The 23,835-nt window shown below is 71.2% G+C and carries 23 protein-coding genes and 4 pseudogenes; 12 read left to right on the forward strand and 15 right to left on the reverse strand.

What is annotated here, in order from left to right; translation table 11 throughout:
* Positions 1–741: 741 nt before the first annotated feature.
* Positions 742–2,283 carry an AMP-binding protein gene (locus AC27LF_RS25260; RefSeq protein WP_479658884.1) on the forward strand — a complete coding sequence of 514 codons (1,542 nt, stop codon included), beginning with the start codon at positions 742–744 and terminating at the stop codon, positions 2,281–2,283.
* A gap of 19 nt (positions 2,284–2,302) precedes the next feature.
* Here AC27LF_RS25260 and AC27LF_RS25265 read toward each other — a convergent pair whose 3' ends face one another.
* Positions 2,303–3,253 carry an alpha/beta fold hydrolase gene (locus AC27LF_RS25265; RefSeq protein ID WP_479658883.1) on the reverse strand — a complete coding sequence of 317 codons (951 nt, stop codon included), beginning with the start codon at positions 3,251–3,253 and terminating at the stop codon, positions 2,303–2,305.
* Between the two features lie 306 nt (positions 3,254–3,559).
* On the opposite strand from AC27LF_RS25265, the gene AC27LF_RS25270 reads away from it, so the two are divergent.
* Positions 3,560–4,447 carry an alpha/beta fold hydrolase gene (locus tag AC27LF_RS25270; protein ID WP_479658882.1) on the forward strand — a complete coding sequence of 296 codons (888 nt, stop codon included), beginning with the start codon at positions 3,560–3,562 and terminating at the stop codon, positions 4,445–4,447.
* Here the strand turns inward: AC27LF_RS25270 and AC27LF_RS25275 are convergent.
* From AC27LF_RS25275 to AC27LF_RS25290, 4 genes and pseudogenes are all read right to left on the reverse strand, one after another.
* A complete protein-coding gene (locus tag AC27LF_RS25275; protein WP_479658881.1) occupies positions 4,426–4,965 on the reverse strand; it encodes a hypothetical protein in 540 nt (179 codons plus the stop codon). The genes AC27LF_RS25270 and AC27LF_RS25275 overlap by 22 nt on opposite strands.
* Before the next feature lie 188 nt (positions 4,966–5,153).
* The gene (locus AC27LF_RS25280; RefSeq protein ID WP_479658880.1) at positions 5,154–5,501 is read right to left on the reverse strand and encodes a hypothetical protein; all 348 of its coding nucleotides are present in this window, start codon (positions 5,499–5,501) and stop codon (positions 5,154–5,156) included.
* Between the two features lie 102 nt (positions 5,502–5,603).
* Positions 5,604–5,798 (reverse strand): annotated as a pseudogene (locus AC27LF_RS25285) (cupin domain-containing protein); the annotation flags it as partial.
* 290 nt (positions 5,799–6,088) lie between these two features.
* Positions 6,089–7,009: a sigma-70 family RNA polymerase sigma factor gene (locus AC27LF_RS25290; RefSeq protein ID WP_479658879.1), complete on the reverse strand. Its 921-nt coding sequence runs from the start codon at positions 7,007–7,009 to the stop codon at positions 6,089–6,091.
* Between the two features lie 353 nt (positions 7,010–7,362).
* Here AC27LF_RS25290 and AC27LF_RS25295 point away from each other — a divergent pair, with 353 nt between their 5' ends.
* Positions 7,363–7,629 (forward strand): WhiB family transcriptional regulator, encoded by a 267-nt coding sequence (locus tag AC27LF_RS25295; protein WP_479658878.1) that lies wholly within the window; start codon positions 7,363–7,365, stop codon positions 7,627–7,629.
* 115 nt (positions 7,630–7,744) lie between these two features.
* Here the strand turns inward: AC27LF_RS25295 and AC27LF_RS25300 are convergent, their stop codons facing one another.
* Together AC27LF_RS25300 and AC27LF_RS25305 are read right to left on the reverse strand one after the other, a co-directional pair.
* Positions 7,745–8,341, reverse strand: a complete 597-nt coding sequence (locus AC27LF_RS25300) for a YceI family protein (protein WP_479658889.1) — start codon at positions 8,339–8,341, stop codon at positions 7,745–7,747.
* Positions 8,342–8,421: 80 nt separating this feature from the next.
* Complete coding sequence (locus AC27LF_RS25305) at positions 8,422–10,152, reverse strand: L-aspartate oxidase (protein WP_479658877.1); 1,731 nt, start codon at positions 10,150–10,152, stop codon at positions 8,422–8,424.
* A gap of 430 nt (positions 10,153–10,582) precedes the next feature.
* Here AC27LF_RS25305 and AC27LF_RS25310 point away from each other — a divergent pair, with 430 nt between their 5' ends.
* Together AC27LF_RS25310 and AC27LF_RS25315 are read left to right on the forward strand one after the other, a co-directional pair.
* Entirely contained in the window at positions 10,583–10,774 is a 192-nt protein-coding gene (locus tag AC27LF_RS25310; protein WP_479658876.1) for a hypothetical protein, read from the forward strand.
* Between the two features lie 8 nt (positions 10,775–10,782).
* The gene (locus tag AC27LF_RS25315; RefSeq protein WP_479658875.1) at positions 10,783–11,412 is read left to right on the forward strand and encodes a DUF5134 domain-containing protein; all 630 of its coding nucleotides are present in this window, start codon (positions 10,783–10,785) and stop codon (positions 11,410–11,412) included.
* 7 nt (positions 11,413–11,419) lie between these two features.
* Here the strand turns inward: AC27LF_RS25315 and AC27LF_RS25320 are convergent, their stop codons facing one another.
* From AC27LF_RS25320 to AC27LF_RS25335, 4 genes are all read right to left on the reverse strand, one after another.
* Positions 11,420–12,811: an aldehyde dehydrogenase family protein gene (locus AC27LF_RS25320; RefSeq protein ID WP_479658874.1), complete on the reverse strand. Its 1,392-nt coding sequence runs from the start codon at positions 12,809–12,811 to the stop codon at positions 11,420–11,422.
* Complete coding sequence (locus AC27LF_RS25325; protein WP_479658873.1) at positions 12,811–13,911, reverse strand: phenazine antibiotic biosynthesis protein; 1,101 nt, start codon at positions 13,909–13,911, stop codon at positions 12,811–12,813. The genes AC27LF_RS25320 and AC27LF_RS25325 overlap by 1 nt, the downstream gene beginning before the upstream one ends.
* Before the next feature lie 189 nt (positions 13,912–14,100).
* Entirely contained in the window at positions 14,101–14,871 is a 771-nt protein-coding gene (locus tag AC27LF_RS25330; protein ID WP_479658872.1) for a class I SAM-dependent methyltransferase, read from the reverse strand.
* A gap of 30 nt (positions 14,872–14,901) precedes the next feature.
* Positions 14,902–15,024, reverse strand: coding sequence for a hypothetical protein (locus tag AC27LF_RS25335; RefSeq protein ID WP_479658871.1), 123 nt, complete (start codon positions 15,022–15,024; stop codon positions 14,902–14,904).
* Positions 15,025–15,067: 43 nt separating this feature from the next.
* Between AC27LF_RS25335 and AC27LF_RS25340 the strand changes: the two are divergent.
* A pseudogene (locus tag AC27LF_RS25340) lies at positions 15,068–15,268 on the forward strand (alpha/beta hydrolase); the annotation flags it as partial.
* A gap of 548 nt (positions 15,269–15,816) precedes the next feature.
* The gene (locus AC27LF_RS25345) at positions 15,817–16,275 is read left to right on the forward strand and encodes a cupin domain-containing protein (RefSeq protein ID WP_479658870.1); all 459 of its coding nucleotides are present in this window, start codon (positions 15,817–15,819) and stop codon (positions 16,273–16,275) included.
* A gap of 254 nt (positions 16,276–16,529) precedes the next feature.
* Here AC27LF_RS25345 and AC27LF_RS25350 read toward each other — a convergent pair whose 3' ends face one another.
* Positions 16,530–16,745: a hypothetical protein gene (locus AC27LF_RS25350; RefSeq protein WP_479658869.1), complete on the reverse strand. Its 216-nt coding sequence runs from the start codon at positions 16,743–16,745 to the stop codon at positions 16,530–16,532.
* A 189-nt stretch (positions 16,746–16,934) separates the two neighbouring features.
* Entirely contained in the window at positions 16,935–17,405 is a 471-nt protein-coding gene (locus tag AC27LF_RS25355) for a carboxymuconolactone decarboxylase family protein (RefSeq protein ID WP_479658868.1), read from the reverse strand.
* Positions 17,406–17,712: 307 nt separating this feature from the next.
* Here AC27LF_RS25355 and AC27LF_RS25360 point away from each other — a divergent pair, with 307 nt between their 5' ends.
* The 4 genes and pseudogenes from AC27LF_RS25360 (at position 17,713) to AC27LF_RS25375 (ending at position 21,108) form a co-directional block, all read left to right on the forward strand.
* On the forward strand, positions 17,713–18,501 hold the full coding sequence (locus tag AC27LF_RS25360; RefSeq protein WP_479658867.1) for a DUF427 domain-containing protein: 789 nt from the start codon (positions 17,713–17,715) through the stop codon (positions 18,499–18,501).
* Positions 18,502–18,726: 225 nt separating this feature from the next.
* Complete coding sequence (locus AC27LF_RS25365) at positions 18,727–19,677, forward strand: alpha/beta hydrolase (RefSeq protein WP_479658866.1); 951 nt, start codon at positions 18,727–18,729, stop codon at positions 19,675–19,677.
* Positions 19,678–19,872: 195 nt separating this feature from the next.
* Positions 19,873–20,591, forward strand: a pseudogene (locus tag AC27LF_RS25370) (alpha/beta fold hydrolase).
* A 175-nt stretch (positions 20,592–20,766) separates the two neighbouring features.
* Positions 20,767–21,108, forward strand: coding sequence for a hypothetical protein (locus tag AC27LF_RS25375; RefSeq protein WP_479658865.1), 342 nt, complete (start codon positions 20,767–20,769; stop codon positions 21,106–21,108).
* A gap of 192 nt (positions 21,109–21,300) precedes the next feature.
* On the opposite strand, the pseudogene AC27LF_RS25380 reads toward AC27LF_RS25375, so the two are convergent.
* A pseudogene (locus tag AC27LF_RS25380) lies at positions 21,301–21,843 on the reverse strand (ATP-binding protein); the annotation flags it as partial.
* Positions 21,844–22,203: 360 nt separating this feature from the next.
* On the opposite strand from AC27LF_RS25380, the gene AC27LF_RS25385 reads away from it, so the two are divergent.
* A complete protein-coding gene (locus AC27LF_RS25385; RefSeq protein WP_479658864.1) occupies positions 22,204–23,061 on the forward strand; it encodes a helix-turn-helix transcriptional regulator in 858 nt (285 codons plus the stop codon).
* 77 nt (positions 23,062–23,138) lie between these two features.
* Here the strand turns inward: AC27LF_RS25385 and AC27LF_RS25390 are convergent, their stop codons facing one another.
* A complete protein-coding gene (locus AC27LF_RS25390; RefSeq protein WP_479658863.1) occupies positions 23,139–23,576 on the reverse strand; it encodes a nitroreductase family protein in 438 nt (145 codons plus the stop codon).
* Between the last annotated feature and the right edge of the window lie 259 nt (positions 23,577–23,835).

Below are 23,835 nucleotides of genomic sequence, written 5' to 3' on the forward strand. Positions count from 1 at the left end.
AGTGGGAACACCGGCACCGCGCTCCGTGCCGACTCTACAGACGGGCACACGTGCCCGCACAGCGCGGTGAAGCAGGAAGCCCCCGGAAGGGCCAGACGACCCAGGCCGGAATCCCTGGACTTTAGGCCAGGGAGCACGTCAAACGATGCCAGAGAGCCGCCCGGCAATGGTCCGGCACGGAGGGGAGCGAGTGAACAGGAGCGGCGGACCGCCACCGTCCGAGGCGCCCCAGGCGAGCGACGGGAAAGACGCAGCAGCAGGGAGCACACGATGACGACGGCGACCGGCCGCGCGGCGAGCACTCCGTCCGGGCCCTGGACCACACCGGACGGGCCCACGCGCGGCGGGGAACCGTCGACGCTCTGCTCCGCCCCGGCAGGCCCGCCCGCTCCGCCCGTGTCGCGGACCGGCCGCGCTCGCGCGGGGTCGCCGCCGATGACGACGTCACGGTCATGCTCGCCGATCCGGGTGAGAACGCGCCGGCCGCGATGAAGCCGGGCGCCGTGGTCGCCCGGCCACCGCGCTGCTCGTCCCCGCCGACCGGCTCGATCGTGCCGAGCGCGACCGTATCCGGCACACGCTCGTCCGTACGGCCGGGTGTCCCACCGCGCGAGGCCGTCGTCGCGTCATCCGTGTCGGTCGCGTGGGCGACGTGGTGGTGGCGTCCGGAGCCGGGGGGCGGAACGCGGGCCGTGGGGTGTGCGTAGGGGCAGGCTTGACCGAGAGGAGTGGAGGAGAGCGATGCGGGTTCCGATGACGATTGCGGACTTCCTGGACCGGGCGGAGCTGGGCTTCGCCGCCAGTTCGGGGGTGATCGACGAGCCGAGCCAGCCCGCGCCGCCGGTGCCGGACTCGACGTACGGACGGCTGGGCGAGCGCGTCAGGGCGTGGCGGGCGGGGCTGGACGCGCTGGGCGTGGGGGAGGGCGAGCGGGTGGCGGTGGTCAGCCACAACTCGGCCCGTCTCCTGGAGTTGCTGTTCGCGGTGCCGATGAGCGGGCGGATCTGCGTACCGGTCAACTTCCGTCTGAAGGCGGAGGAGATCGAGTACGTGGTGCGGCAGAGCGGTGCCTCGGTGCTGCTGGTCGATCCCGAGGTCCAGGACACGGTGGCGGACATCAAGACGGATCACCGGTTCGTGCTGGGGGAGCAGACGGAGCGCGAGCTGATGCGGTTCGGCGTGGAGCCGCGCCCGTGGTCGGAGCCGGACGAGGACGCCACCGCGACGATCAACTACACCTCCGGAACCACCGCACGCCCCAAGGGAGTCCAGCTCACCCACCGCAACATCTGGGTGAACGGGCTGACCTTCGGCCTGCACACCCGGGCGTGGGAGCGGGATGTGTATATGCACACGCTGCCGATGTTCCACTGCAACGGCTGGGGCATGCCGTTCGTGATGGCCGGGCTCGGTGTGAAGCAGGTGGTGCTGCGGAAGGTGGACGGGGCGGAGATCCTGCGGCGGGTGGACGAGCACGGCGTGACGCTGATGTGCGGTGCGCCGGCGGTGTGGAACGCGGTGCTGGACGCGGCGGCGGGCCGGCAGGGGGAGATCCCGGGTCGGGGCCGGGTGCGGATCGTGTGTGCGGGGGCGCCGCCGCCCAGCCGGATGATCCAGCGGGTGGAGGAGGAACTGGGGTGGGAGTTCACACAGATCTACGGACTGACGGAGACCTCGCCGGTGCTGACGTTCAACCGCACGCGGCCCCAGGACGAGGCGCTGCCCGCGCGGGAGCGGGCGCGGAAGCTGTCGCGGGCGGGGCTGCCGGCGCTGGGGGTGAGGCTCCGTGTCGCGGATTCAGGCGAGGTGCTGGCACGGTCGAACGTGGTGCTGGACGGCTACTGGGAGAAGCCGGAGGAGACGGCGGCGGTGCTGGAGGACGGGTGGTTCCACACCGGGGACGGCGGGTCGATCGACGAGACGGACGGGCATCTGACGATCTCCGACCGGAGGAAGGACGTGATCATCACCGGAGGTGAGAACGTCTCCTCGATCGAGGTGGAGGACACGATCTTCAGTCATCCCGCGGTTGCGGAGGTGGCGGTCATCGGGGTGCCGGACGCGAAGTGGGGCGAGACGATCAAGGCGTTGGTGGTGCCGGCCGAGGGCGCCGATGTGTCCGAGGCGGAGATCATCGCGTACTGCAAGCAGCGCATGGCAGGCTACAAGGCCCCCACCTCGGTGGAGTTCCGGGACGCGATTCCGCGTACGGCGACGGGAAAGATCCAGAAGTTCAAGCTGCGCAAGCCGTACTGGGCGGGCCGCGACCGGGACGTCAACTGATCCTCGGCCGGCGACGCCGTCACGGGATCTGCTCACTCCCGAGGACACCGCGGAGGAACGCCAGGACCGCGGCACTGAATTGCTCGGGCCGTTCGATGTGCCCGAGGTGCCCGGTCTCCTCCAGGACGGACAGCTCGGTGTCAGGCATGTTCTCGTGCAGAAGACGGGCCCATCGCGGTCCGCAGATGAAGTCCTGTTCGCCGGCCAGGACGAGCGCCGGGGTGGTGATGCCGGGCAGCTCGTCGCGGATGTCGAAGGGAGCGCCCTGCCCTCGGGTCGGAGCCGCGTACATCCGAAGCGACCGGCGGGCGGGCGCGAACTCCTCCTCCCTGCCCCAGTAGTCGAAGAGATAGGCCGGCATCATCGTCCGCAGCACGGCAGTGGTGCCCTCGTCGTCGAGCTGGTCGAGACGGCTGGTGAGGGCGGCGACGTAACCGGCCACCTCCGGATGGTCATCGACATGGTCCTGCACGAACCGTTCCATGGCGGCGACCGCCGCCGACCAGAACTGTTCGTCCGCGACCGGCGACGTGTCGTACAGGACGAGGGCGGCGAGCCGTCCGGGATGGTCGAGGGCGTACTGCTGGGCGACGAAACCACCGTGGGAGTGGCCGAGCAGGGTGACCTCCGGCAGCCCCAGCTGTGCAATCACACTGTGCAGGAGACGTGCGTACGTGGCCACGGTGTAGTCGTGCGGATCGGGGAGCCGTCCGGACTCGCCCGTGCCGACCGGTTCGACGTAGACCATGGTCAGATGGCGTTCCAGGCCGGGCATGCGCAGATAGTCCCAGCCGATGCCCGGTCCGCCCGGATGAGCGATGCACACCGGGCCCGAGCCGGCGACGTGGTACCGCTGTTCGACGTGGGCGGGTCCATGAGGGACAGTGATCGTGTGGGTGCCGGGGGACAGCGGCGATGACGGGTCGTCGGTCGTCCGGGGGAGTGTCCGCGGCTGATACGAGTGCTTCACACCTTCCGATGATCCGCCGACGGCGGGTGTACCTCAAGAAGAAGCCCACCAGGTGATCACACTGTTACAGGACGATCCACTGTCTTTGACCCACAGCGGTGTGACAGGAACCGAGTCCGGTCCGTCACCGGCCCGGACGCCGGCCCATCGTGCCTGTTCCGTCGGCATAGCGGCGGATGCGTCCCCGTGCGGATGGGGCGATCCCCGGTGTGCGCCGATGGCACACCATGAGTCGACAACAGTGTGACAGGATGGATCGCCGCTCTCATGTACGAGGCGTCGTCCACTGATGAAGGAAAATCACTCATGCCTGCGATCCTGATCCACGGCGTTCCTGACACCCACCATGTATGGGACGGTGTGCGACAGCACCTGACCAGGACCGACGTGGAAGCCTGGGACCTGCCCGGCTTCGGCGCCGCGCGTCCGGCCGGTTTCGGTTCCACGAAGGAGGAGTACGTGGACTGGCTCATCCAGCGCCTGGAGCAGGTCGGTGAGCCGGTGGACCTGGTCGGTCACGACTGGGGGTGCATTCTCACCCTCCGTGTCGCCTATCTGCGTCCCGATCTGGTCCGCACCTGGGCGGGAGGCAACGGGCCGATCAACTCCGGTTACGTCTGGCACCCGTTGGCCAAGGTCTGGCAGGACCCGGTCGAAGGCGTCCGCTTCATGGCCGACCTGCGACCGGAGCCCTTCGCCGCCGACCTGGCGGCCGGCTTCGACGTGCCCATCGACCTGGCCAGGGAGATGGTGAGCCGCGTGGACGAGCCGATGAAGGACGCGGTCCTCAGGCTGTACCGGTCGGCGCTCACCATGGGCGCGGAGTGGGAGCCGGGGCTGTCCGCCGTGTCGGCGGCGTGCCTGGTCTTCTGGGGGGGCGCTCGACCCCGCCTGTCAGATCGAGTTCGGGCGCAAGCTCGGCGCATCCCTGCACGCCTCCGCGGTGGTCGAGATGGACTGCAATCACTGGACGGTGCTTCAGCGGCCCGCGGAGGTCGCCGAGATCCTGGAGCGGCACTGGGCCGCACACGCGAGCGTGTGACGAGCGCGGCGGCCCGGCCGACCGGCCGGGCCGCGTCTCCTGGCGGAGCGAGGCGGGCGCCCGGTGCGCGGAGGCGGGCAGCCCAGGACATCGGCGTAACCGCCCCACGCGGCGCGGCACCGCCGTCGGTTCAGGAGGTGACCGCGCGGTAGAGACCGCGACCGGCACGGCGGACGCGGGAGGTGCCGACGAGCCGGTCGAGTGTGCTGCGGACCGCGTTGATGCTCCCACTGTCGGTGTCACGGCCCAGCGCGGAGGCGACATCCCGGGCACGGACATCGACGTCTCCGGCCTCCGCGAAGTACGCGAGGATCTGCTCGGTGAGCCTGCCGTACGTCTTCACACCGTCGGTGTCGGTGGCGGTGGGGCCGGCCGCCGCCCTGCTCTCGTCGGCGTCCTCGGCCGGGTCCGCGGGTGTCGCACGTGGCGCGGGCACCGGCTCCGCCGGCGCGGGCACCTCCGGAAGACCGGGTGCCGCCGATGCCGGAGCGGCCCCGGGCATGAGGGCCTGAAGGGCGCTGAGGGCACGCTGTACGGAGCCGAGATGAGCGGTGACCGCGGCCAGTTCCCGCTCCAGCGCCTGCTTCTGAACCTCCAGCCGAGCCAGGTCCTCCTGAAGGCTCTCGGCGGTGATCTCGATGTTGCGAGCCGTGGCGGTCACGGAGACCATGGTTCCTCTCGTCCTCACCCCTTGTTCCGGCGGGGCCGCCCGATGCGCCGGCTCCGTCGCTCGGCCCAGTACCGAGGGGATGCTACCCGGACATCATTATGCAGCGGCCCGCGCCGGCCGGGAACGGAGCGGGCGGCGGACAGCCGAGACCGGCTGGCACGACGACTCGCGGATCCGGCCGCGCTCCGTCAGGGACGGTCCGTCGCCGAGTGATCGAGCCCGGTGACGCCCGCCTCGCCCGAGCGCGCCTCGCCGTCGGCGGGCCCGGCCACCGAGCGCTGCAGTCGCCTCAGGGTCTCGGAGACCGCGTCGATGCGGGCGTCCACCGTGTCGATCGCCTCTCGGAGCAGGCTCAGCCGTCCCTCAAGCAGGGCGGCCTCCGCCGCGAGCGACGCGGTGACGGCGGCGGGCTCGGTCTGCCGGTCGGTGCTTCGGGGCATTGCCTCGTCCTTCCTCAACTCGTGCGGGAAGCCCATGGACGGGTTTCTCCCGAACAGCGATCGCTCGAAGGCCCGGCCGACGTGTGCGGCTGCCATGCTCCTCCTCCTTCGCTCCGGGGCCCGGGCGGGCCCGGGCCGTCGACACCGCATTGACCGAGCAGTGGGGAGAGCTGTGACAACCGCCGTACGGCACGCCCGCTACTGCGGTTCGCAGCCGGGGTCGGGGGCGTCCTGCGCGAGGGGGGCGCCGTGCGGCAGGACGTAGAGGACCTCCAGGACGACGTTCGTCGCGCCACGGTTCTGGCCGATGTGCACGTGGTCGGCGCCCGACGGTTCCGTCAGGAAGCTGCCCTTCCCGTACACACCGTCCAACGCGCAGGCGGAATCGAAGTGGCGGCCGCCCCGGTCAAGTGGGCTGCATGGGCGGCCTGTTGACACAACACACTGTATTGCCACGGGATCGGCGGAGGACGGCGGGGTCCGGATGAAAGTGTGTTTCGTTGCGGAGCTGTCACAGCATCGGCCCGCGTCCGGTCTAGCTGTCAGACCGACAGCGCACACCGCCCGCGGCGGCGGTGATGCCGAAGGGCCGTTCAAGGGGAGGAGGCGGTGTGGAACCCGTCGGTGACACCCCGCCGACGCCGCCGACCACGGGCATGCCGGCACCGGCCGGGAAGGCGTGCTCAGACACCGCTGACGGCCGCGTGACGGGAGCGGGAGCCGAGGAAGGCGGCGATCTTGCTCGGGTTGAAGACCCACATCACCTGGTGGATGCCACGGGATGTGGCCGCGATGGTCATGAAGGTGGCGGGCTGGCCGTCCCGGTGGAGCAGGATGCCGCCTCGCCCGTTGGCCTCGACTGTTTCGGCCTCGACCGTCGGCCAGAACCGCGGATGGGCGGTCGACAGGTTCGCCACGCGGGCACGGCCGAGGACGGGGACCCGGGCCGCCCCCCGGATGCCGTTCCCGTCGGACACACTGACCGCGTTCGGGGTGAGCAGGGCCTCCAGCGAGGCGACGTCCCCCTGTCGCGCGGCGGCGACGAAGGCATGGAGCAGCTTGCGGTGCTCGGCGGCGTCGACGCTGTCCCGCTGGTCGTCGGTGAGGTGTTTGCGCGCGCGGCTCACGATCTTCCGCACGTTGACGGGGCTGAGCCGCAGGATGCGCGCGATCTCGGGATAGTCGTAGTCGAAGGCTTCTCTCAGCACGTACGCGGCGCGCTCGGTCGGGGGAAGCTTCTCCAGCACCAGGAGCAGCGCGAGCTCCAGTGCCTCCGCCCGTTCGGCGCCGACCTGCGGGTCATTGCCGGTGTCGATGGGCTCGGGCAGCCACGGACCGATGTACGTCTCGCGGCGGACGCGGGCTGACTGGGCCACGTTGATGGCCAGCCGGGTGGTTGTGCTCGACAGGAACGCCACGGGGCTGACCACGAGGGCGCGGTCGGTCCGCTGCCAGCGCAGCCACACCTCCTGGACGACGTCCTCGGCCTCCACCGCACTGCCCAGCACGCGATAGGCGATGCCGAACAGCCGTGGCCGGAGCTCCACGAAGACGGAAACGGCCTCGCTCAAGTCGCCTTCCACGCAGGGCGCCTCTGGATGCATGATCGTTCGGCCTCCGTTTCTTTGTCAGCGGCGTTGTCGCGGAGGGGACCAGGCGGCCGGGTGCCGAGGACCGCCGGGGCGGCGGCCCGGCGCACCGAGGGTTCTGGCCGGGTGTCGCGGTCACCTCCGCTCGAAGTGACCGACGGCGCGGGCGCTTCGTGACAGTTTCCCGGTGGATTTCTTTCCGGACCTCCGGGACGCGGGCGGTCCGTCGGCCCGATGTCACACGCACGCCGATCGTCCGGTCTCTCAAGTGAGAAGCGGGATGTTATTACCCACCGCTTTCTGTGCACTCCCTGACACGACGAGCCACCCCCCGAACCGGTATCCGTTCCTCACCCAGGAGGTGTTTCATGGATTGGCGCGTACGGGGCCTGTGTCTACGCGAAGACCCTGATCTCTTCTTCCCGATCGGCAGCGTCAACAGTGGTCCGGCCGCGGTACAGACGGATGAAGCGAAAGCCGTCTGCCGTCATTGCCCGGTGACGGAGCAGTGCTTGGCGTGGGCCCTCGACGCGGGCCCGGTCGACGGGATCTGGGGCGGCACGACGGAAGGGGAGCGCCGTGCCCTGCGGCGGCGCGCGGCGCGCGAGCCGGCGGCGACGGAGGCCGCCGCCTGAGCGCGGGCGAGCGGCCGGCCGTCCCGGTCGCCGAACCGCGCGGCGGGTGTCACCGACGCGGGTGGGCGGGTGGCCCCGGAACCGGGACCACCCGCCCACCCGCGTCGGCCTCCGGTCAGGACGCCGCGTCCGGGTCGACCCGTACCGCCGAGACGTCCAGGGTCACGGTCACCTTGTCACCGACGAGGACACCCCCCGTCTCCAGCGGAGTGTTCCAGGCCAGCCCCCAGTCCGAACGCCGCAGGGTGGCCGTGCCCTCGAAGCCGACCCGATGCTTCCCGTAGGCGTCGTCGCCGGCTCCGCCGAAGACGACGTCGATGTCCAGGGGCAGTTCGATGTCCTTGATGCGCAGACGGCCCGCGAGGCGGAACTCGTCGTCGCCGAGCGGGACCGCGTTGGTGGAGCGGAAGCTCATCAGGGGAAACGTCGCCGAGTCGAAGAAGGCGGGTCCGCTCAGGTGCGCGTCGCGGTCCCTGACTCCCGTGTCCAGACTGTCGGTCTGGACGCTCACGTACGCCTCGGAACGGGACGGGTCGGAGCCGTCGAGTGTGACAAGGCCCTCGAAACGGACGAACCTCCCGCGGACATTGGAGATCATGGCGTGCCGGACGGAGAAGCCGATCGTAGTGTGCAGCGGGTCGATGATGTAGGCGCCGGTCACCGCCGGGTACGGACCGGGGCCGGGAGAAACGGCCTGATGGCGTTGGATCAGCATGGTCGGTGGCTTTCTCTGTGATCGCTGTCTGTCGGTGAAGGGGCGGGGCGCCGGCGCTCGTCATGGCTGACGGCCCGCTATTCGACGAGCTTTCCTTCGGTGGAGACATCCGCCATGAGGGACGCGATCTCTTCCGGGATGGGCGGAATGCTCTCGTGGGTGATTCCGGTCGTCGGGGACCAGACGAGGTTGACGCGGAAGGCGGGGTCCGTGCCGGGGAAATCGCTGCGGTTGTGGCAACCGCGGGTTTCCCGGCGTTCCAACGCCGCTTCGAGGGTGGCGCGGGCCGCCAGCGCGGCCGACTTGAGGTCGAAGGCGTGGGCCAGGTCCTGGAAGCCGGCGATGTCGGGGTGGACTCCGACGTTCTCCATGCGCTTCTCGATGGTGTCCAGTTCCGCAAGGCCGGTGCGCAGCCCCTGTTCGTCACGGACGACGCCGGCGTGTTCGGTCATGGTGTTGCGGATGGCGCGCTGAAGGGCGCGGACGTTCTCCGGCCCGTCGGCGGCGAGCAGTTCGTCGACCTCGGCGCGGGCCTCGGCCACGGCGGCCGCGGACCGGGGCTGCGCGGTCAACGACTCCGAGTAGGCGGCGGCGGCCTGGCCGGTGATACGGCCGTAGACGAGGAGTTCGATGAGACTGTTGCCCCCGAGGCGGTTGGCGCCGTGCAGACCGCTGGACGCCTCGCCGATCGCGTACAGGCCGCGGACGTCGGTGCTGTGGTCCTCGGGACGGACCCAGACGCCGCCCATCGAGTAGTGCGCGGTGGGGGCGACCTCGATGGGTTCGCGGGTGATGTCGAGCATCTGCAGTTCCAGGAGCGTCTGGTAGACCCGGGGCAGCCGGTTCATGATCGTCTGGCGGGGGAGGTGGGAGACGTCGAGCCACACCCCGCCGTGGGGGGTGCCGCGGCCTTCCTTGATCTCGGTGTAGGAGGCGAGGGCCACACGGTCGCGCGTGGACAGTTCCATGCGCTGGGGGTCGTAGCGGTTCATGTACCGCTCTCCGAGGGCGTTGCGCAGGATGCCGCCCTCGCCGCGGGCCGCCTCACTGACCAGGGTGCCGGCGGCGTTCTCCGGTTCGATGATGCCGGACGGGTGGAACTGGACCAGTTCGGGGTCGCGCAGGCGTGCGCCCGCCTCGACCGCCAGGCGGAAGGAGTCGCCGGTGTTCTCGTCCCGTCGCGAGGAGGTACGTCGCCAGATGCGCGTGTGCCCGCCGGCCGCGAGGACGACGGCGTCCGCGTGGATCAGGTGACGTGCGCCGTCGGTGAGGTCGAAGCCGTAGGCCCCGAACACGGCGCCGTCGTGGACCAGGAGACGAGTGATGTAGACGCTGTCGAGCACGGGTATGTCCAGCTGGCTCGCGCGCCGGATGAGAGTGCGCTGGATCTCCAGGCCCGTGTAGTCGCCGGCGAAGGCGGTGCGGCGGAACGTGTGGGCGCCGAAGAAGCGCTGCGAGATCCGGCCGTCCGCTTCGCGGGCGAAGGCCATGCCGTAGCGTTCCAGGTCGTCGATGCCGAGGGCCGCGCCCTGGGTGACGATCTCGACCGTGCGGGGATCGCCGAGCAGATAACTCTCCTTGAGGGTGTCCGCGGCGTGCTGCTGCCAGCTGTCCTCCGGGTCCATGGTGGCCAGCGCCGCGTTGATCCCTCCTGCGGCCAAGGAGGTGTGGGTGTCCTCCTTGGGGCGCTTGCCGACGGCCATCACATCGACGCCGGCCTCGGCCAGCTCGATCGCCGCCCGCAGGCCGGCCCCGCCGGTACCGATCACCAGCACCGTGGTGGAAAGACGTCGTTCGGTGATAGGCACGATTGCTCCCGTCGCTCTGGATGGTCACTGTCTAGGACCAGGCCAGGCGGCGGTTTGTGACACCGGCGCCCGAGGGGTGATGACCACCGGGGTGTCACAACGTGACGGCATCCACGGTCATATCGACGAGTCCGACGGCCGCACGGGCCCCGTGATGTGTTCGACGCCGAGGAGGAGAAGGATGGCGTACGTCATCGCGCGCCCCCGCGCCGGCGTCGAGGACCGGGCCTTCGACGCCGCGCCGCCGGGACCGCGCCGGGGGACTGGATGACCGACGAGTAACCGTTCCTGTGACGACCGTCCGCCGCAGGTCCGAGAACGCCCGGGCAGGTCAGCCGCTCATCGCACCCCCCGGGCCGGGTCGTGTCACACGTCGACGGCGCCCCCGGTCAAGTCTGCGAACCGTCATGGATCAGGGAAGGCGCACACAGTGTCGGACGAGAAGCCAGCACACGACCACTTCGCTCTCGGCCACGGCGACCGGGAGGCAGCGGCGGGCGGGATGCGTGCGGCGAAGCCGCTTCAGGGCACGGCGCCCCTGACCCGCGCCGGGCGCGCGGTCGAGGCGGGCGGCGCGTTGCGCGAGCCGGGCGGTGGCGCGGCCCCGTGTCCCACCGCCTGAACCGCCCCATGGACACTCCCGTCGACGTCGTGCACTGCATACTGACGGCGCTCTTCGCCCTCGTGGCATGGCACGCACTGCTGCACGGCGTCCGGTCACCGGGGACGGGGCGCCGTGACCGGGTGGACCACATCCTGCACTTCGCCATGGCCGTGGCCATGGCGGCGATGCCTTGGCACCTCGCCCGATCGCTGTCCGGTCGGACCGTGACGGTCCTCTTCACGGCCGCCGCCCTGTGGTTCCCACTGACCGCCCTCCACCGCCGCACGGCGGGCACCGTGGCGGCGATCGCCGGCCGGCTGCCGTCCGCGGCCGGCATGGCGGCGATGGCCTGGGTGCCGCGTGCCCACGGCCAGGGGGTCCCTTCCCACGAGACCCTGGCCGGAGGCGTCCCGGCCGCGCACCACACCGCGGCCGTCGGCCATGCCGCGGGCGCTTCGGCAACGGCTGCCGTGGTCACCGGCCTGCTGACGGTGTATCTCCTCGCCTGCGCGATACGGTCGTTGACCCGCGCCATGCCCTCGCTCCGGTCCGCCACGGACACCGCGCACCGCGCCGCCGCGACGGACCCGTACGGTCACGCGCGCGACGGAGCGATGCCGCTGGGGACGGCCGTGATGCTGCTCATGCCGCACTGACGGCGTGTCACACGGTGCCGATGACGGCCTTGCTGCGCATCAGGAAGTCCGACAGATAGCTGTCGTGGGGCACTCCCGGAGCCATCCAGTAGGTCGGGTGGTCACCTACGTACACATTGGCAATGGTGGGTTCCGCCAGCAGCGCGTCGAGCAAGGAGCGGTCGCGGGTGAGGGCCGACAGCACGAGCGTGTCCCGCAGCGGAGCGGTTCCGTCCGTACGGTTCCAGGGCGCCACCCACACGCAGGGGAAGGGCAGTTCGGTCCGCAGCTGCGCGGCGCCTGCGCTGCCGACCTGGTGGACGGCGGGACGCAGGACGGCACTTCCGTCACCGAGGTCGTCGACGACGCCGTCGCCGCCGAGCCAGGCACGGGCCCCCACCGCCACCGACCTCAGATAGGAGGAGAGGGCCCGTGCCCGGTCCAGCGGGCACACCGGGAGCACCGCCCGCGCGTCCTGCGGCGGCAGACCGGGCAGCCGGGACAGCCGGGCCGCGACGGCCTCGGCGAGCGGCGCCGGATCGCCCTCGACGAAGACGGCGGTGGCGTTGACGCACGCGGTGCCGCCCTCGTCGGCGACAGAGCCGACGATCGTGTCCAGGTGTTCCCGCCAGTCGGTGTCCGCGGTGATGAGGATCTTGGACCGGCCCGGCCCCTGGGGCAGCACGCGGGGATCGCGGGCGTACCGGGCGACCACCTCGTCGCCGCCGTAGACCACCGCGCGATCGGCACCGCGGATCAGCGTGTCCGCGGTCCGGTGGTCCGTGGGCACCAGCACCAGCTGGTCCTCCCGGACACCCGCTCGGTGCAGCGCCCCGACCAGGCGGTGCGGCGTGAACGGCTCCCGCCGCGAGGGACGTACGGCGACGCGGTAGCCGAGGGCCAGCGCCTCAAGCCACAGCCGGTGGACGCCAGGGTGGTTGCCGGAGGCGTTGACGGCGAACACCTCGCCCCGGCGGGCCCATACGGCGTGCCCGGCCCCGAGGGCCGGATCGCGGCGGTCCGGGACCGCCCCGCGCGGCCTGCCCTGCTCGGCGGACGAACGGGCCAGCCGCACGAACCGTGCCGTGCCCCGCGTCGCGGCGCGCACCACCGTCAGCGGGGTGCCGGAGGTACGGCTGACGAAGTGTTCGTACTCGCGTACGCCCAGCCCGCCGACGGTGCCGGCGACGAACTCCTCGCCGGCCGCCTCCAGCAGCGCGTCAACGCCGGCCGCCGGCACCGCCTCGGCCCTGCGCAGGGCGGCCAGCGTCCGGTCGACGTACACCGGCGGCACCAGGCTCAGCCGCGCCACCTCGGCACCGGACACATCCGTCACCGTGCTCGGCACCCGCGTCCGGTAGGGACCGCGGGGGCCCTGCGCGTCCAGGTACACCGGCCCGGTGACCTCGGCAGCCGCCATCAGTACACGCCCTCGATCACCGTCTCACCCTGCACCGTGGGCACCGGCGCCACGTCCGCGACGGCGTCGCCCGCGTGACCGTCGGCAGGCCGCACGCGCACGGCCGTGTCGCGTTCCGCGTTGTTGGGGATCAGCATGGATTTGCTGACGTGACTCACGATCACCTGGCCCCGCTCACCGATCTCGACCCGTTCCCCGGTGCCGGGGGCCACGACCGAGAGGAACACGTACGGCGACACCGGGTCGAACACACAGGGCTGCGACGTGCTGAGGCCGACCCGTTCGAGCAGCGCGGTGAGCATCATGGTGTTGCCGTACATGCCGATGAGCGGCACATCGGGGAAGACCTCCGTGCCCAGCAGATGACGGGTGTCGGGGTCCATGTGTGTGCCACCCCAGATGATCGCCGCGACGGAGCCGTTGATCCGCTCCAGAAGGTCGTCCTCGCGGGCGAAGCGCTCCAGCAGCGGGGTGGTGGCGGCGAGCACCCCGATGTCCTGGGTCAGCAGAATCCGCCGGCACTGTTCGACGAGATGGTCGGTGTAGGACTCGACCTCGTCGCTCCGGCCTGCGGCGACCAGCTTCTTCACCCAGCGGGGGTCCATGTCGATGCTCAGCCCCGGGCCGCCGAGGGCCCCGGCCGCCCGCTGCAGCACGTCGCCCACCAGGTGCGGGCCAGTCGGCGCCACGGTCAGCCACTGGACACCGGTGGGCAGCCCGTGGTCCCGCAGACGCCTGTCGACCTGCTGGGTACTGTGCCGCATCCAGTCGTCGAGCTGGACGACCCGCTTGGGCGCCCCGGTCGTTCCGCCGCTGTCGAAGACGTTGACCAGCCTGGCCCCGCCTCCGTAGCCCCGGGGGATCAGGTCCGCCACCGGGACGTCCCGCAGTTCGTCGGTCAGGTCGGGGAAGAGCGACAGGTCGTCCACGCCCTTGACGTCCCGCCGCGGATCGAAGGCGAGCCGATCGGCCCGGTCGAGCCAGTAGCGGGAGCCTGTCGCCGGGTCGAAGTGCCAGCGCATGGCCGCTCGCACGAACGCGTCGGGGTCGACGCCGTCGGACGGCCCGGCGTCCAGAACGGCAGGGGACTCGTACGTCATGGATGGTCCTTTCTCGGCATGGTCCGGTGCCTCAGGGAAGAAGGTTCTCCAGGGGAACCGCGGGGTCGCGGAGCACGGCGTCGTCCGTCCCCACGCCGGACTCCAGTCTGAGGTTGTGAGGCACACACGATGAGGCACACACGATGAGGCACACACGGAGAGGCACCCACAGCGAGCCGTGCGGTGCGGTCATCCAAGAGACCGGGCGACGGCGGCGGGTGTGACACCTCCGGGTGAGCGTGCCGGGCCCGCCGGTGTCCCCGGCCCGGCCGTCTCGGCGTGGACACCCGCCGGCTCGTCCCGCACACGTCGTTCGGGCCGCCGGACGAGACGGCGTGCTCCGTCGGCCGACCGGGGGGCACGCAGCGTCATCGCCAGGACCTCGGGGTCGTGGTGCCCCGGCAACGGGACGAACCCGTGCCGTGCCAGGTCGTCGATCAGCCGGGCACGCGAGGCGGGCCACATCCAGAACGTCTCGGTGTGCTCCCGCAGCACACCTTCCGCGCCGTGGACCCAGTAGTCGACGCGTGTGCGGATGCGGTCACCGGCGGTCGACATCACCATGCGTCCGCCGTACGCGTGCTCGCCGACCCGCCGCTCGGGCAGGGCGCGCAGGACGGTCCTTGCGGGAAGCCGGGCAGGCGGCAACTGGAGGAACAGCGAACCGCCGGGGGCGAGGGCCGCGCCGATCGCGGGCCAGACCGCGTGCCGCGCGGCCGGCGAGAGACAGGCGACCGTGTTGTGGCAGACGGCCACGTCCGCGACCGCGTACAGCGCCGTCTCGTCCAGGGCGTGCGGGTGCACGGTCACCCGCTTGCGCAGCGGCGCGGGCAGGGCGGCGAGACGGGTCATCAAGGACGTGCGCATGGCCCGTGCGGGCTCGACGGCGTGCACGTCGGCCCGGGACTCGGCCAGGCTCATCAGCGTGACCCGTCCGGTACCGGCACCGATGTCCAGCACCCCGAGACGGGCCTTCGCGACCTCCCGGCCCTAGAGGTGACGGACGCGCGTCTCGTCCTCGTCGGCCTGGAGGATGTCGTAGAACTCCGCCGTGACGGCGTAGGAGTCCCCTTCCGGCCGGGCGGTCGGTGCTCTCGTGATGACAGGGCGCATATCCAGCAAGACAGCACGCGGGCCGCGCGTGTGACAGCGTTGCTTGCTTGCTTGCTTGCTTGCTTGCGCGCGTGCCCACGGTTATCCGGTGGTCGCCGCAGCCAACCCGCTGCGCTCCCTGAGCGGCGACTGCGCCTACCTCAAGGACGTCCTGGCCGGCATCGACGGTCCCGTCGTCCTGGCCGGTCACTCCTACGGCGGCTCGGTGATCAGCAACGCCGCCACCGGCGACAAGAACGTCAAGCTCGGTGCGCTGACCCCTCCGCGCAGCCGGTGACACCCGCCGGCCGGCCCGGCGTTCCGCGCCACAGCGTCGGGACAGGCCCGCCGTTCGGCGGTCTCCTCGCGGTCACGGTCGGGTAGCCGGTCCAGCTCACTGATCACGGGGGTCTCAGTGGGCCGGGACGGTTCACTCATGGCAGCCTTCCTGTCACGGCGTGGGTGTCGGCGACGCCGGCCGCGGACACGGTGGGTGTCGCGGGACGAGGGGTGGGGAAGCACGAGCGACGACGCGTCGCCCCGCCGGGGGCCGATGGCCCCGCCGGGTATCCGTCGGAGACGGTGGCGGACGCGGTGCGCCGACCGTGCTCAACACACCTGGACAGGACGGGTCCGGTTCTTGTGACACCGCGCCGGGCTCCCGGGCGCGGTACCACGGTCGGCGCCGCCCCTTGTCACAGATCCGCCGGACACCCGGTCAGGAGGGCGAGCGGTCTTGACGACCGGACATGACCACCGTGACGGCGGACGATGTGCCGCCCGGGCACGGTGGAACACGGAAGGTGCGACTCAGTGTCGGAGAATTCACAGCACGCCCACCACGGCCACGGTCACGGAAACGGCGGCGAGGACGGGCCGAGCTGGACCCGAGCGGCGAAGATGCTTCAGGACGCCTCCCCGATCACCATTCCCGAGGGTGCCTCGGCGATGACCATCCACGTCGAGTGGGAGCCCGGCGACCCGGGCACCCCACCGCACCGCCACTCCGGCCCGGCGTTCGGCTACGTCATCAAGGGCGCGGTCCGCTTCGAGCTGGAGGGCGAGCCCGAGCGCGTCGTCGAGGCCGGCGGCACCTTCTGGGAGCCGGGCGGCGACGCCATCCACTACCAGGACGGCAACGCCCTCTCCGACGAGAGGACCGAGTTCGTCGTCACCATGATGTGCGCCCCGGGCAAGCCCATGCTCGAACTGGTCGACGAGGAGGAGCTGAAGGAGCGCGCCCACCTGCGCGCCCCACGGCCCACCGCCTGACCCTCGCGGCGGGGCCCCGCGCCCGTGACACCCCGGCGACGGCCGCTGTCACGGGCGCGGGGCCCCGCCTGTCGGCGGCTTGCGCCCCTGCGCTACGAAGCTCCACGAGTACACGTCGTGCTTGACGCAGTACGCGTCGTGTGCCGGAGAACGCGGCACGCTCCTCCTGCGGAGCGTGCGCCGGCTGTGCCCTCTGCTCGAAAGCGAGACCGGTGGGCTTTCGCCGGTGAGAGGGCCGGGGTCCCGGCCGGGTGTCATTCGACGGGCTGGTGACGGGTGAAGCGGGACACCAGCGGCGGCTCCATCAGTCGGCCGTGTGTCCGCCCGTGCGGCGCAGGAGAGGCCGCGGCGGTCTGCCGCAGCGTGCCGAAGGCGATCGACGCACCGACGGCGGGCAGGCGGTCGAGGGCGACGGCGGGCAACTCGGCGAGAGGTGCCTCACGGCCCGCGATGGCGGATCCGGAACCCACCGTTGCCCGTGGAGCCGGCCACGGTTCGCCGGGAACGCGGGGTCGCGTGGAGGACGGCGGTTCCGCGGGGGATGCGGCCGGGCGGCCACCGGTCCACCGGCGGGGCCCGGGCCCCGTCCCCCGCCTGACCGAGGGTCGGGGCGACCAGGCGGGGGGCGGGCCGTGTCCGGCCGGGCCGAAGCGGCTGACTCAGCCGAACATGCCGGGCTTGTAGCCGCCGGCGGGCTGCCGGTTGATGACGTTGATGCGGTTGTAGGCGTTGATGACGGCGATCAGCGAGATCAGCGCGGCGAGCTGGTCCTCGTCGTAGTGCTTCGCGGCGTCCGCCCACACCTCGTCCGACACGCCGCCCGCGCCGTCAGCGATGCGCGTGCCCTGCTCGGCCAGCTCCAGCGCCGCACGCTCGGCGTCGGTGAACACCGTGGCCTCGCGCCACACGGCCACCAGGTTCAGACGCTGCTGTTCCTCACCCGCGGCGACGGCGTCTTTGATATGCATGTCCGTGCAGAACCCGCAGCCGTTGATCTGGCTGGCGCGGATCTTCACCAACTCCTGCGTGGCGACCGGGAGGGCCCCCTGCACCGCCGCGCCGGCCGAGTTCAGGTGCTTCATGACCTTGCCGGCAAGGGCGTTGCCGAAGTAGTTGATGCGCGCGTCCACGATGGATCTCCTCAGGTGCGGGACAGTTACAGCTCACTGACCGGGAGCCTCCGGGATGTGTGACATCGTTGGTCATCGATGCACGCCCGGCGGACCGGGCCACCGGTCCGGATCGGCGCGAGACGGCGACGTGGAACACCGTGTGACGACACCCTGTGTTCGCGTCCCGCACCCCGGGGGCCGCCGGGCACAGCCGATAGCATCGAACGATCAGGTGAGGGCCGTCGGCCCGAGTCGGCGCGGTCGTCCCGGGGCCGCGGACACCGGGCACGGCAAGCGCACCATCAGCGAACACAAGGTGATCACCATGGCGACCGAAAGTGTCCTGCACCCGAGTCTCATCGTCCCGATCGGGCATGTCGAGCCCGTTCCCCGCCGCATCCGGGGAATGATCGGAGGCCGTGTCGCCTTCGACACCCGCCGCGCGCTGTACGTGTGGGAATGGCAGGCGTACCCCCAGTTCAGCATCCCGGTCGAGGACCTGGTGGACGGCGTGCTCCACGACGACAAGCACACCGAGCAACTCGGTGCCGGCCCCGCGCACCGTCACACCCTGCAAGTCGGTCCGGAGGTCCGCGCCGGGGCGGCGTGGGTCTGGGGGGAGGGCGCCCCCGCGCCGCTGCGTGACACCGTGCGTTTCGAGTGGGAGGCGCTTGACTCCTGGTTCGAGGAGGACGAGCCGGTCTTCGTCCATCCCCGGAGCCCCTACTCCCGTGTGGACGCGCTGCGTTCCAGCAGCAGCGTCCGGGTCGAGGTGGACGGGGTCGTGCTGGCCGACGCCCCCGATTGCGTGAAGCTGTTCGAGACCGGCCTGCCGACCCGCTACTACCTCGACCGCACGCACATCGACTGGACCCGGCTGCGGCACTCGGACACGGTGACCCGATGCCCGTACAAGGGGACGACGAGCGGCTACTGGTCGTTCGACAGCGACACCGCCTCCCACGAGGACATCGCCTGGATGTACGACTTCCCGACCATCCACGCCAACCGCATCGCCGGGCTGACCGCGTTCTACAACGAGCATGTCGATCTGTACGTCGACGGCTTCCTGCTGCCGAGGCCCACCGACCCCACCCGGCCGGCCACCGACTGAGCGCTCCGCTGGACATGCCGCGCTGTGCCGTCGGTCGTCTGCGGCACCGTCGTGGCTGGTCGCGCAGTTCCCCGCGCCCCTTCGACTTCGGGGCGCGGTCGAACCCCAAAGCCATAGGTGAGTGATGTCCGCGCCGTTTTCCCCGGCGCGTCACACATTGGCTCCCGGCCCGGTCTCATGAGGTGGAAAGCCTCCACAAACCCACCACCTCTCAAGGAGCATGCCGTGAGCGACGTCGTTCTCGAACCCGCCGCGCAGGAACTCGCCGACGCGACGGCCAAGCCGCCACTGCTGTACGAACTCGGTGTCGAGGGTGCCCGCAAGCTGCTCGACGACGTTCAGTCCGGACCGATCGAGAAGCCCGACGTGGACGAGAAGTGGATCACCGTCCCCGCCCGGGTCGGCGACGTGCGGGTGCGCATCGTCAAGCCCGTCGGCAGCACCGGTGTCCTGCCCGTGATCCTCTACGTGCACGGCGGCGGCTGGATCCTCGGCAACGCCGGCACCCACGACCGACTGGTGCGTGAACTGGCCGTGGGCGCGAAGGCGGCCCTGGTCTTCGTCGAGTACGACCGCTCCCCGGAGGCGAAGTACCCCGTCGCCATCGAGCAGGCGTACGCCACCGCCCAGTGGGTCACCACCAAGGGTTCCGAAGAGGGTCTGGACGGCTCCCGTCTGGTCGTCGCCGGTGACTCCGTCGGGGGCAACATGAGCGCCGCCCTCACCCACATGGCCAAGCAGCGCGGGGACGTGACCTTCCTGCATCAGTCGCTGTACTACCCCGTCACCGACGCCGGGCAGGACACCGAGAGCTACCGGACCTTCGCCCATGGACCGCACCTGACCGCGAAGGCCATGGAGTGGTTCTGGAACGCCTACACCTCCGACCCGGCCGAGCGGAACCAGATCACGGCCTCCCCGCTGCGCGCGACCCTGGAAGACCTCCAGGGGCTGCCGCCGGCCTTCGTCGCGGTCGACGAGAACGACGTACTGCGCGACGAGGGCGAAGCGTACGCCCGCAAGTTGATCCAGGCCGGCGTGCCGACCACGAGCGTCCGGTACAACGCCAGCCTGCACGACTTCATGATGCTGAACCCGGTTCGCGGCACCCAGGCATCCACCGCGGCGATCGAGCAGGCCATCCACGTCCTGCGCAAGGCCCTCGGCACCGACTGATCCCTCGCGCGAGGCGATTCCGCGAAGAATCCATGGCGTGCCGGCAGTGACGCCCGGCGGACGGGAGCCGTGACATCCGGTGGAATGCGGAATACGGTCCGTCCGCCCACGCCAAGAGGGAGAAGCCCCGCGATCCAGCACAGCCGTACGCCCGATGACGCGCGTATGTCACCGGCAATTCGAAGGGCAACTCCCATGACCGCAAAGAAGCCGACCATCGTCCTCGTCCACGGCGCGTTCGCCGACTCCTCCAGCTGGAACGGCGTCGTCGACAAGCTCCGGTCCCACGGCTACCCGGTGGTGGCCGCGAGCAATCCGCTGCGCGGCCTGGCCCGGACAGCGAGTACGTCAGACAACTCGTCGCCTCCATCGACGGCCCCGTGGTCCTCGCCGGCCACTCCTACGGCGGCTCGGTCATCAGCAACGCCGCGAGCGGACTCGACCACGTCAGGGCACTCGTCTTCGTCGCGGCCTTCCTGCCGGACGAAGGCGAAAGCGCGGTCACCCTCTCCGGCACGTTCCCGGGCAGCACCCTCGGGCAGACGCTGCACCCGGTGCCGGTCACCCTGCCCGACGGGAGCCGGGTCGCGGACCTCTACATCGAGCAGAGCACGTTCCACCAGCAGTTCGCCGCCGATGTCCCGGAGGAGACCGCGGCGGTCATGGCCGCCACCCAGCGACCCGTGACCGATGCCGCGCTGGCGGAGGGTGCCTTGGCCCCGGCGTGGAAGGACATACCGTCCTGGGTTCTCGTGGCCACCGAGGACCGGAACATCCCGGCGCGGGCGCAGACCTTCATGGCCGAGCGCGCGAAGGCCACGGTGGTGACCGTTTCCGCCTCCCACGCGGTCGGCGTCTCGCGTCCCGGCGACGTCGCGCGCCTGATCGACGAGGCGGCGCGGGCGACCGGCTGAGCGGCCGGTGGGGCGCCGCCGGCCTCCCGGGTGGCGTCGCCCCTACGCTCGCCGTGTCGCCGACCCATGTCTCGGCCGGCGCCGCGGTCCATCGCGCGGTGCACGCGTCATCGCACGAACTCCCCCGCGCCCGGCCCATGTTCCGGGCGCGGGCCATCGATACTGGGAGCGCATCGTGAACACGGCCAAACAAGCCGCTCGTGGGCTGGTCGAGATAGAGGCCCTTCTGTACCGGGAGGCTCATCTCAGTGCCGCCCGCCGGCGCGTGGCCGCCTTCATCGCCACGACGGACGGGCTGACCCACCGGCAGAAGAGGAACATCGAGCTGTGGTACCTCGATGAGCAGAAGTACGTGGCCCGCATGGTGACGAAGCACATCGCCGACAGCGTCGGCGCCGCCGAGGCGGCGCACGACGTCCGGTTCGGCCGATGGCTGCGGGGGACACTGATCGCCATGGCGGCGATCGCCGTGGTGACGTTCGTGTGCACGGCGGTCGTCGTGGGATCCGTGGCCTGACCACCGCCGCGTCGCCGCATCGTCACACCGGTCCGTAGCGGCGGCCTTCGGCCCCTCACGCCCCGGCCGCTACGCGGGTGCCGAACGGTGTCGCCTCCGCTCGCCCCGCCCGTACGACGAGGCCGGCCGCGACTGTGCGACCGACGCACGGACCTGGCATGCCGGGGTATCGTGACGGCCGGGAGGCTGCCACAGCCCGGCCAGCTCGTCGCGTCCCCGTTGCTCACGGGAGGCGAAGACCAGCGCCAGCGGTTCGGCGAGCATACGGCGCGCCACGAACGCCAGCGTCTGCGCGGAGACCCGGTCGAGCCACTGCGCGTCGTCGACGAGGCAGAACAGCGGCTGCTCGGCGGCCACGTCGGTCAGCAGTCCGAGCACGGCCAGACCGACCAGGAACCGGTCGGGAGGCGGCCCGGTGCTCACCCCGAACGCCGTGGACAGCGCCTGTCTCTGCGGAGGCGGAAGGGAGTCGGCGCGTGAGAGGAACGGGGCGCACAACTGATGCAGTCCCGCGAACGGGAGCTCCATCTCCGACTCGGCACCCGCCGCACGGGCGACGCGGTGCCCCGCGGCGCGTTCCGCCAGGTGATCCAGCAGAGCGGACTTTCCGATTCCGGCGTCACCGCGCAGCACCAGCACGGCGCTGCGTCCGGCCTCCACCTGCGCGACCAGTTCTTCGAGCGCGTCACACTCGCGGCGCCGACCCCGCAGCCGCTGTGGACCGCCCCCGCTCACCCTGACCCCCGCACGTGGGGAGCATAACAACACCGCGCCCGGCCGAGGCCGTAGCGGCGAGCACCCTCTCCAGGGGCGCGAGGCCGCCCGACCGGGCCGCCCGCGAGGAAGGCCCGCGCGAGCCGTCGGCGGGCGACCGGGTGCGGCCGAGCCGAAGTCCAACGGTGTGCTGAGGAACAACACTGTCAAGGATGCTCTCCCTCGCCCCGCGACGGACCGGTGCTGCACACTGGTGCGGGGAATGAGGCGCCCGGGCCGCACTGTTGACAACGTCGACGAGCCGAGTGACGACGCGGCCGGGCGCAAGCGTCCCCCGAGCCCCACCCGGGGGACGGCACGGTCCCGGGAGAGAGGACGACCATGGCGGACCGGGCGGCACTGGCAGCGTTCCTGCGGGCGCGCCGCGAGGCCCTTCAGCCGGAGGACGTCGGGTTGCCCCGCGGCCGACGCAGGCGTACCGGGGGGCTGCGCCGCGAGGAGGTCGCGGCGCTCTGCGACATGTCGGTGGACTACTACAGCCGGCTTGAGCAGCCGCGAGGCCCCCACCCCTCGGAACAGATGCTCGCCGCGATGGCCCGCGGACTGCACCTGACACTGGAGGAGCGTGACCTTCTCTTCCAGCTCGCCGGTCACGCCCTGCCGCGCCGCGCGCGGCGCGGCGACCACATCAATCCGGGGATGATGCGCATCCTGGACCGGCTTGCGGACACCCCCGCCCAGGTGATGAACCACCTGGGCGAGACACTGAAGCAGACACGCCCGGCGGTGGCGCTGCTGGGTGACCAGACGGCACACACCGGACTGGCGCGCAGCGCCCATTACCGCTGGTTCACCGACCCGGACACCCGCCTGGTCCACCCCGAGGACGACCACGCCGAGCAGAGTCGGCTGATGGTGGCGGACCTCCACGGCGCCTACACCCGCGACGGCGGCGACTCGCGTGCTGCCGAACTGGTGGACGCCCTGAACAGGGAGAGCCCCGAGTTCGCCGGCATCTGGCGGGAGCGCCCCGCGCTGGGGCCCCACTGCGCTCCCAAACGGTTCCGGCACCCGCAGATCGGGACGCTGGAACTGCACTGCCAGACGCTGGTCGACCCCGACCAGTCCCAGCGGCTCGTGGTCTACACCGCGACACCCGGCACCGAGAGCCACACCGGCCTCCGGCTGCTGTCCCTGCTGCCGATCACCCAGGGAACGCCCGTCCCGGACGGCCCGTGAGCGTGCGGCGCGGGCGGTCGGCACGTTCGGCGAAGGGCGCGCACCGAGGTGCCGGGGCCCTGGATGTGCCGTGCGGATCAGGTCCAGTCGAGGGCGTGCTCGTGGGCCAGACGCGGCATGCGGTCGAACTGCGGGGCCCCCGCCGGGTGGCCGATGGTGACGACGAGGATGGAGTGCCAGTCGTTGTCCGTGAAGAACTCCTTGTCGATCCCGGCCGGGTCGAAGCCGGCCATCGGTCCGGCGGCCAGGCCGAAGGCGCGGACGGCGAGTATGAAGTAGCCGGCCTGGAGCGGCCCGTTGAAGCCGGTTATGCCGTCACGCTGTGCGGGCTCGGCTTCGAAGTGGTCCTTCAGCTCCGGGCGGATCGGCAGGACGTGCGGGATGTGCTCGTGGAAGCGCGGATGCCGACTTGGGCCGGTTTCCTTCGTCGGGACATCGTCGGCCGTGCGACTGCCCGGCGCGATGACCGCGACACCGGCCTCGGCGACCTCGACGGCCGCTCGGCGGCCTCCCACCGGCCCCCACCACGAGGACGGACGTGGCGAGCTGGTGTCCGAGCGAAGACATGGGACCTCCTGCGACGGCGGACGGGCGAGATCATTGGCGGTGGTCGACCGGACAGCGGGCCCGTATGTGACAACCTCGGAGCATTTCCTGACGTGGAGTCCGTCACAACATCTTGACACAAGGTGTGGGCGCCGACCCGGGTATCGTGGCAAGGATCGTTCCGACAACCGTTGTGAGAGCTTTTCGTCCCCGGATTCCGTGAAGGAG

This window comes from Streptomyces diversicolor (assembly GCF_057537855.1).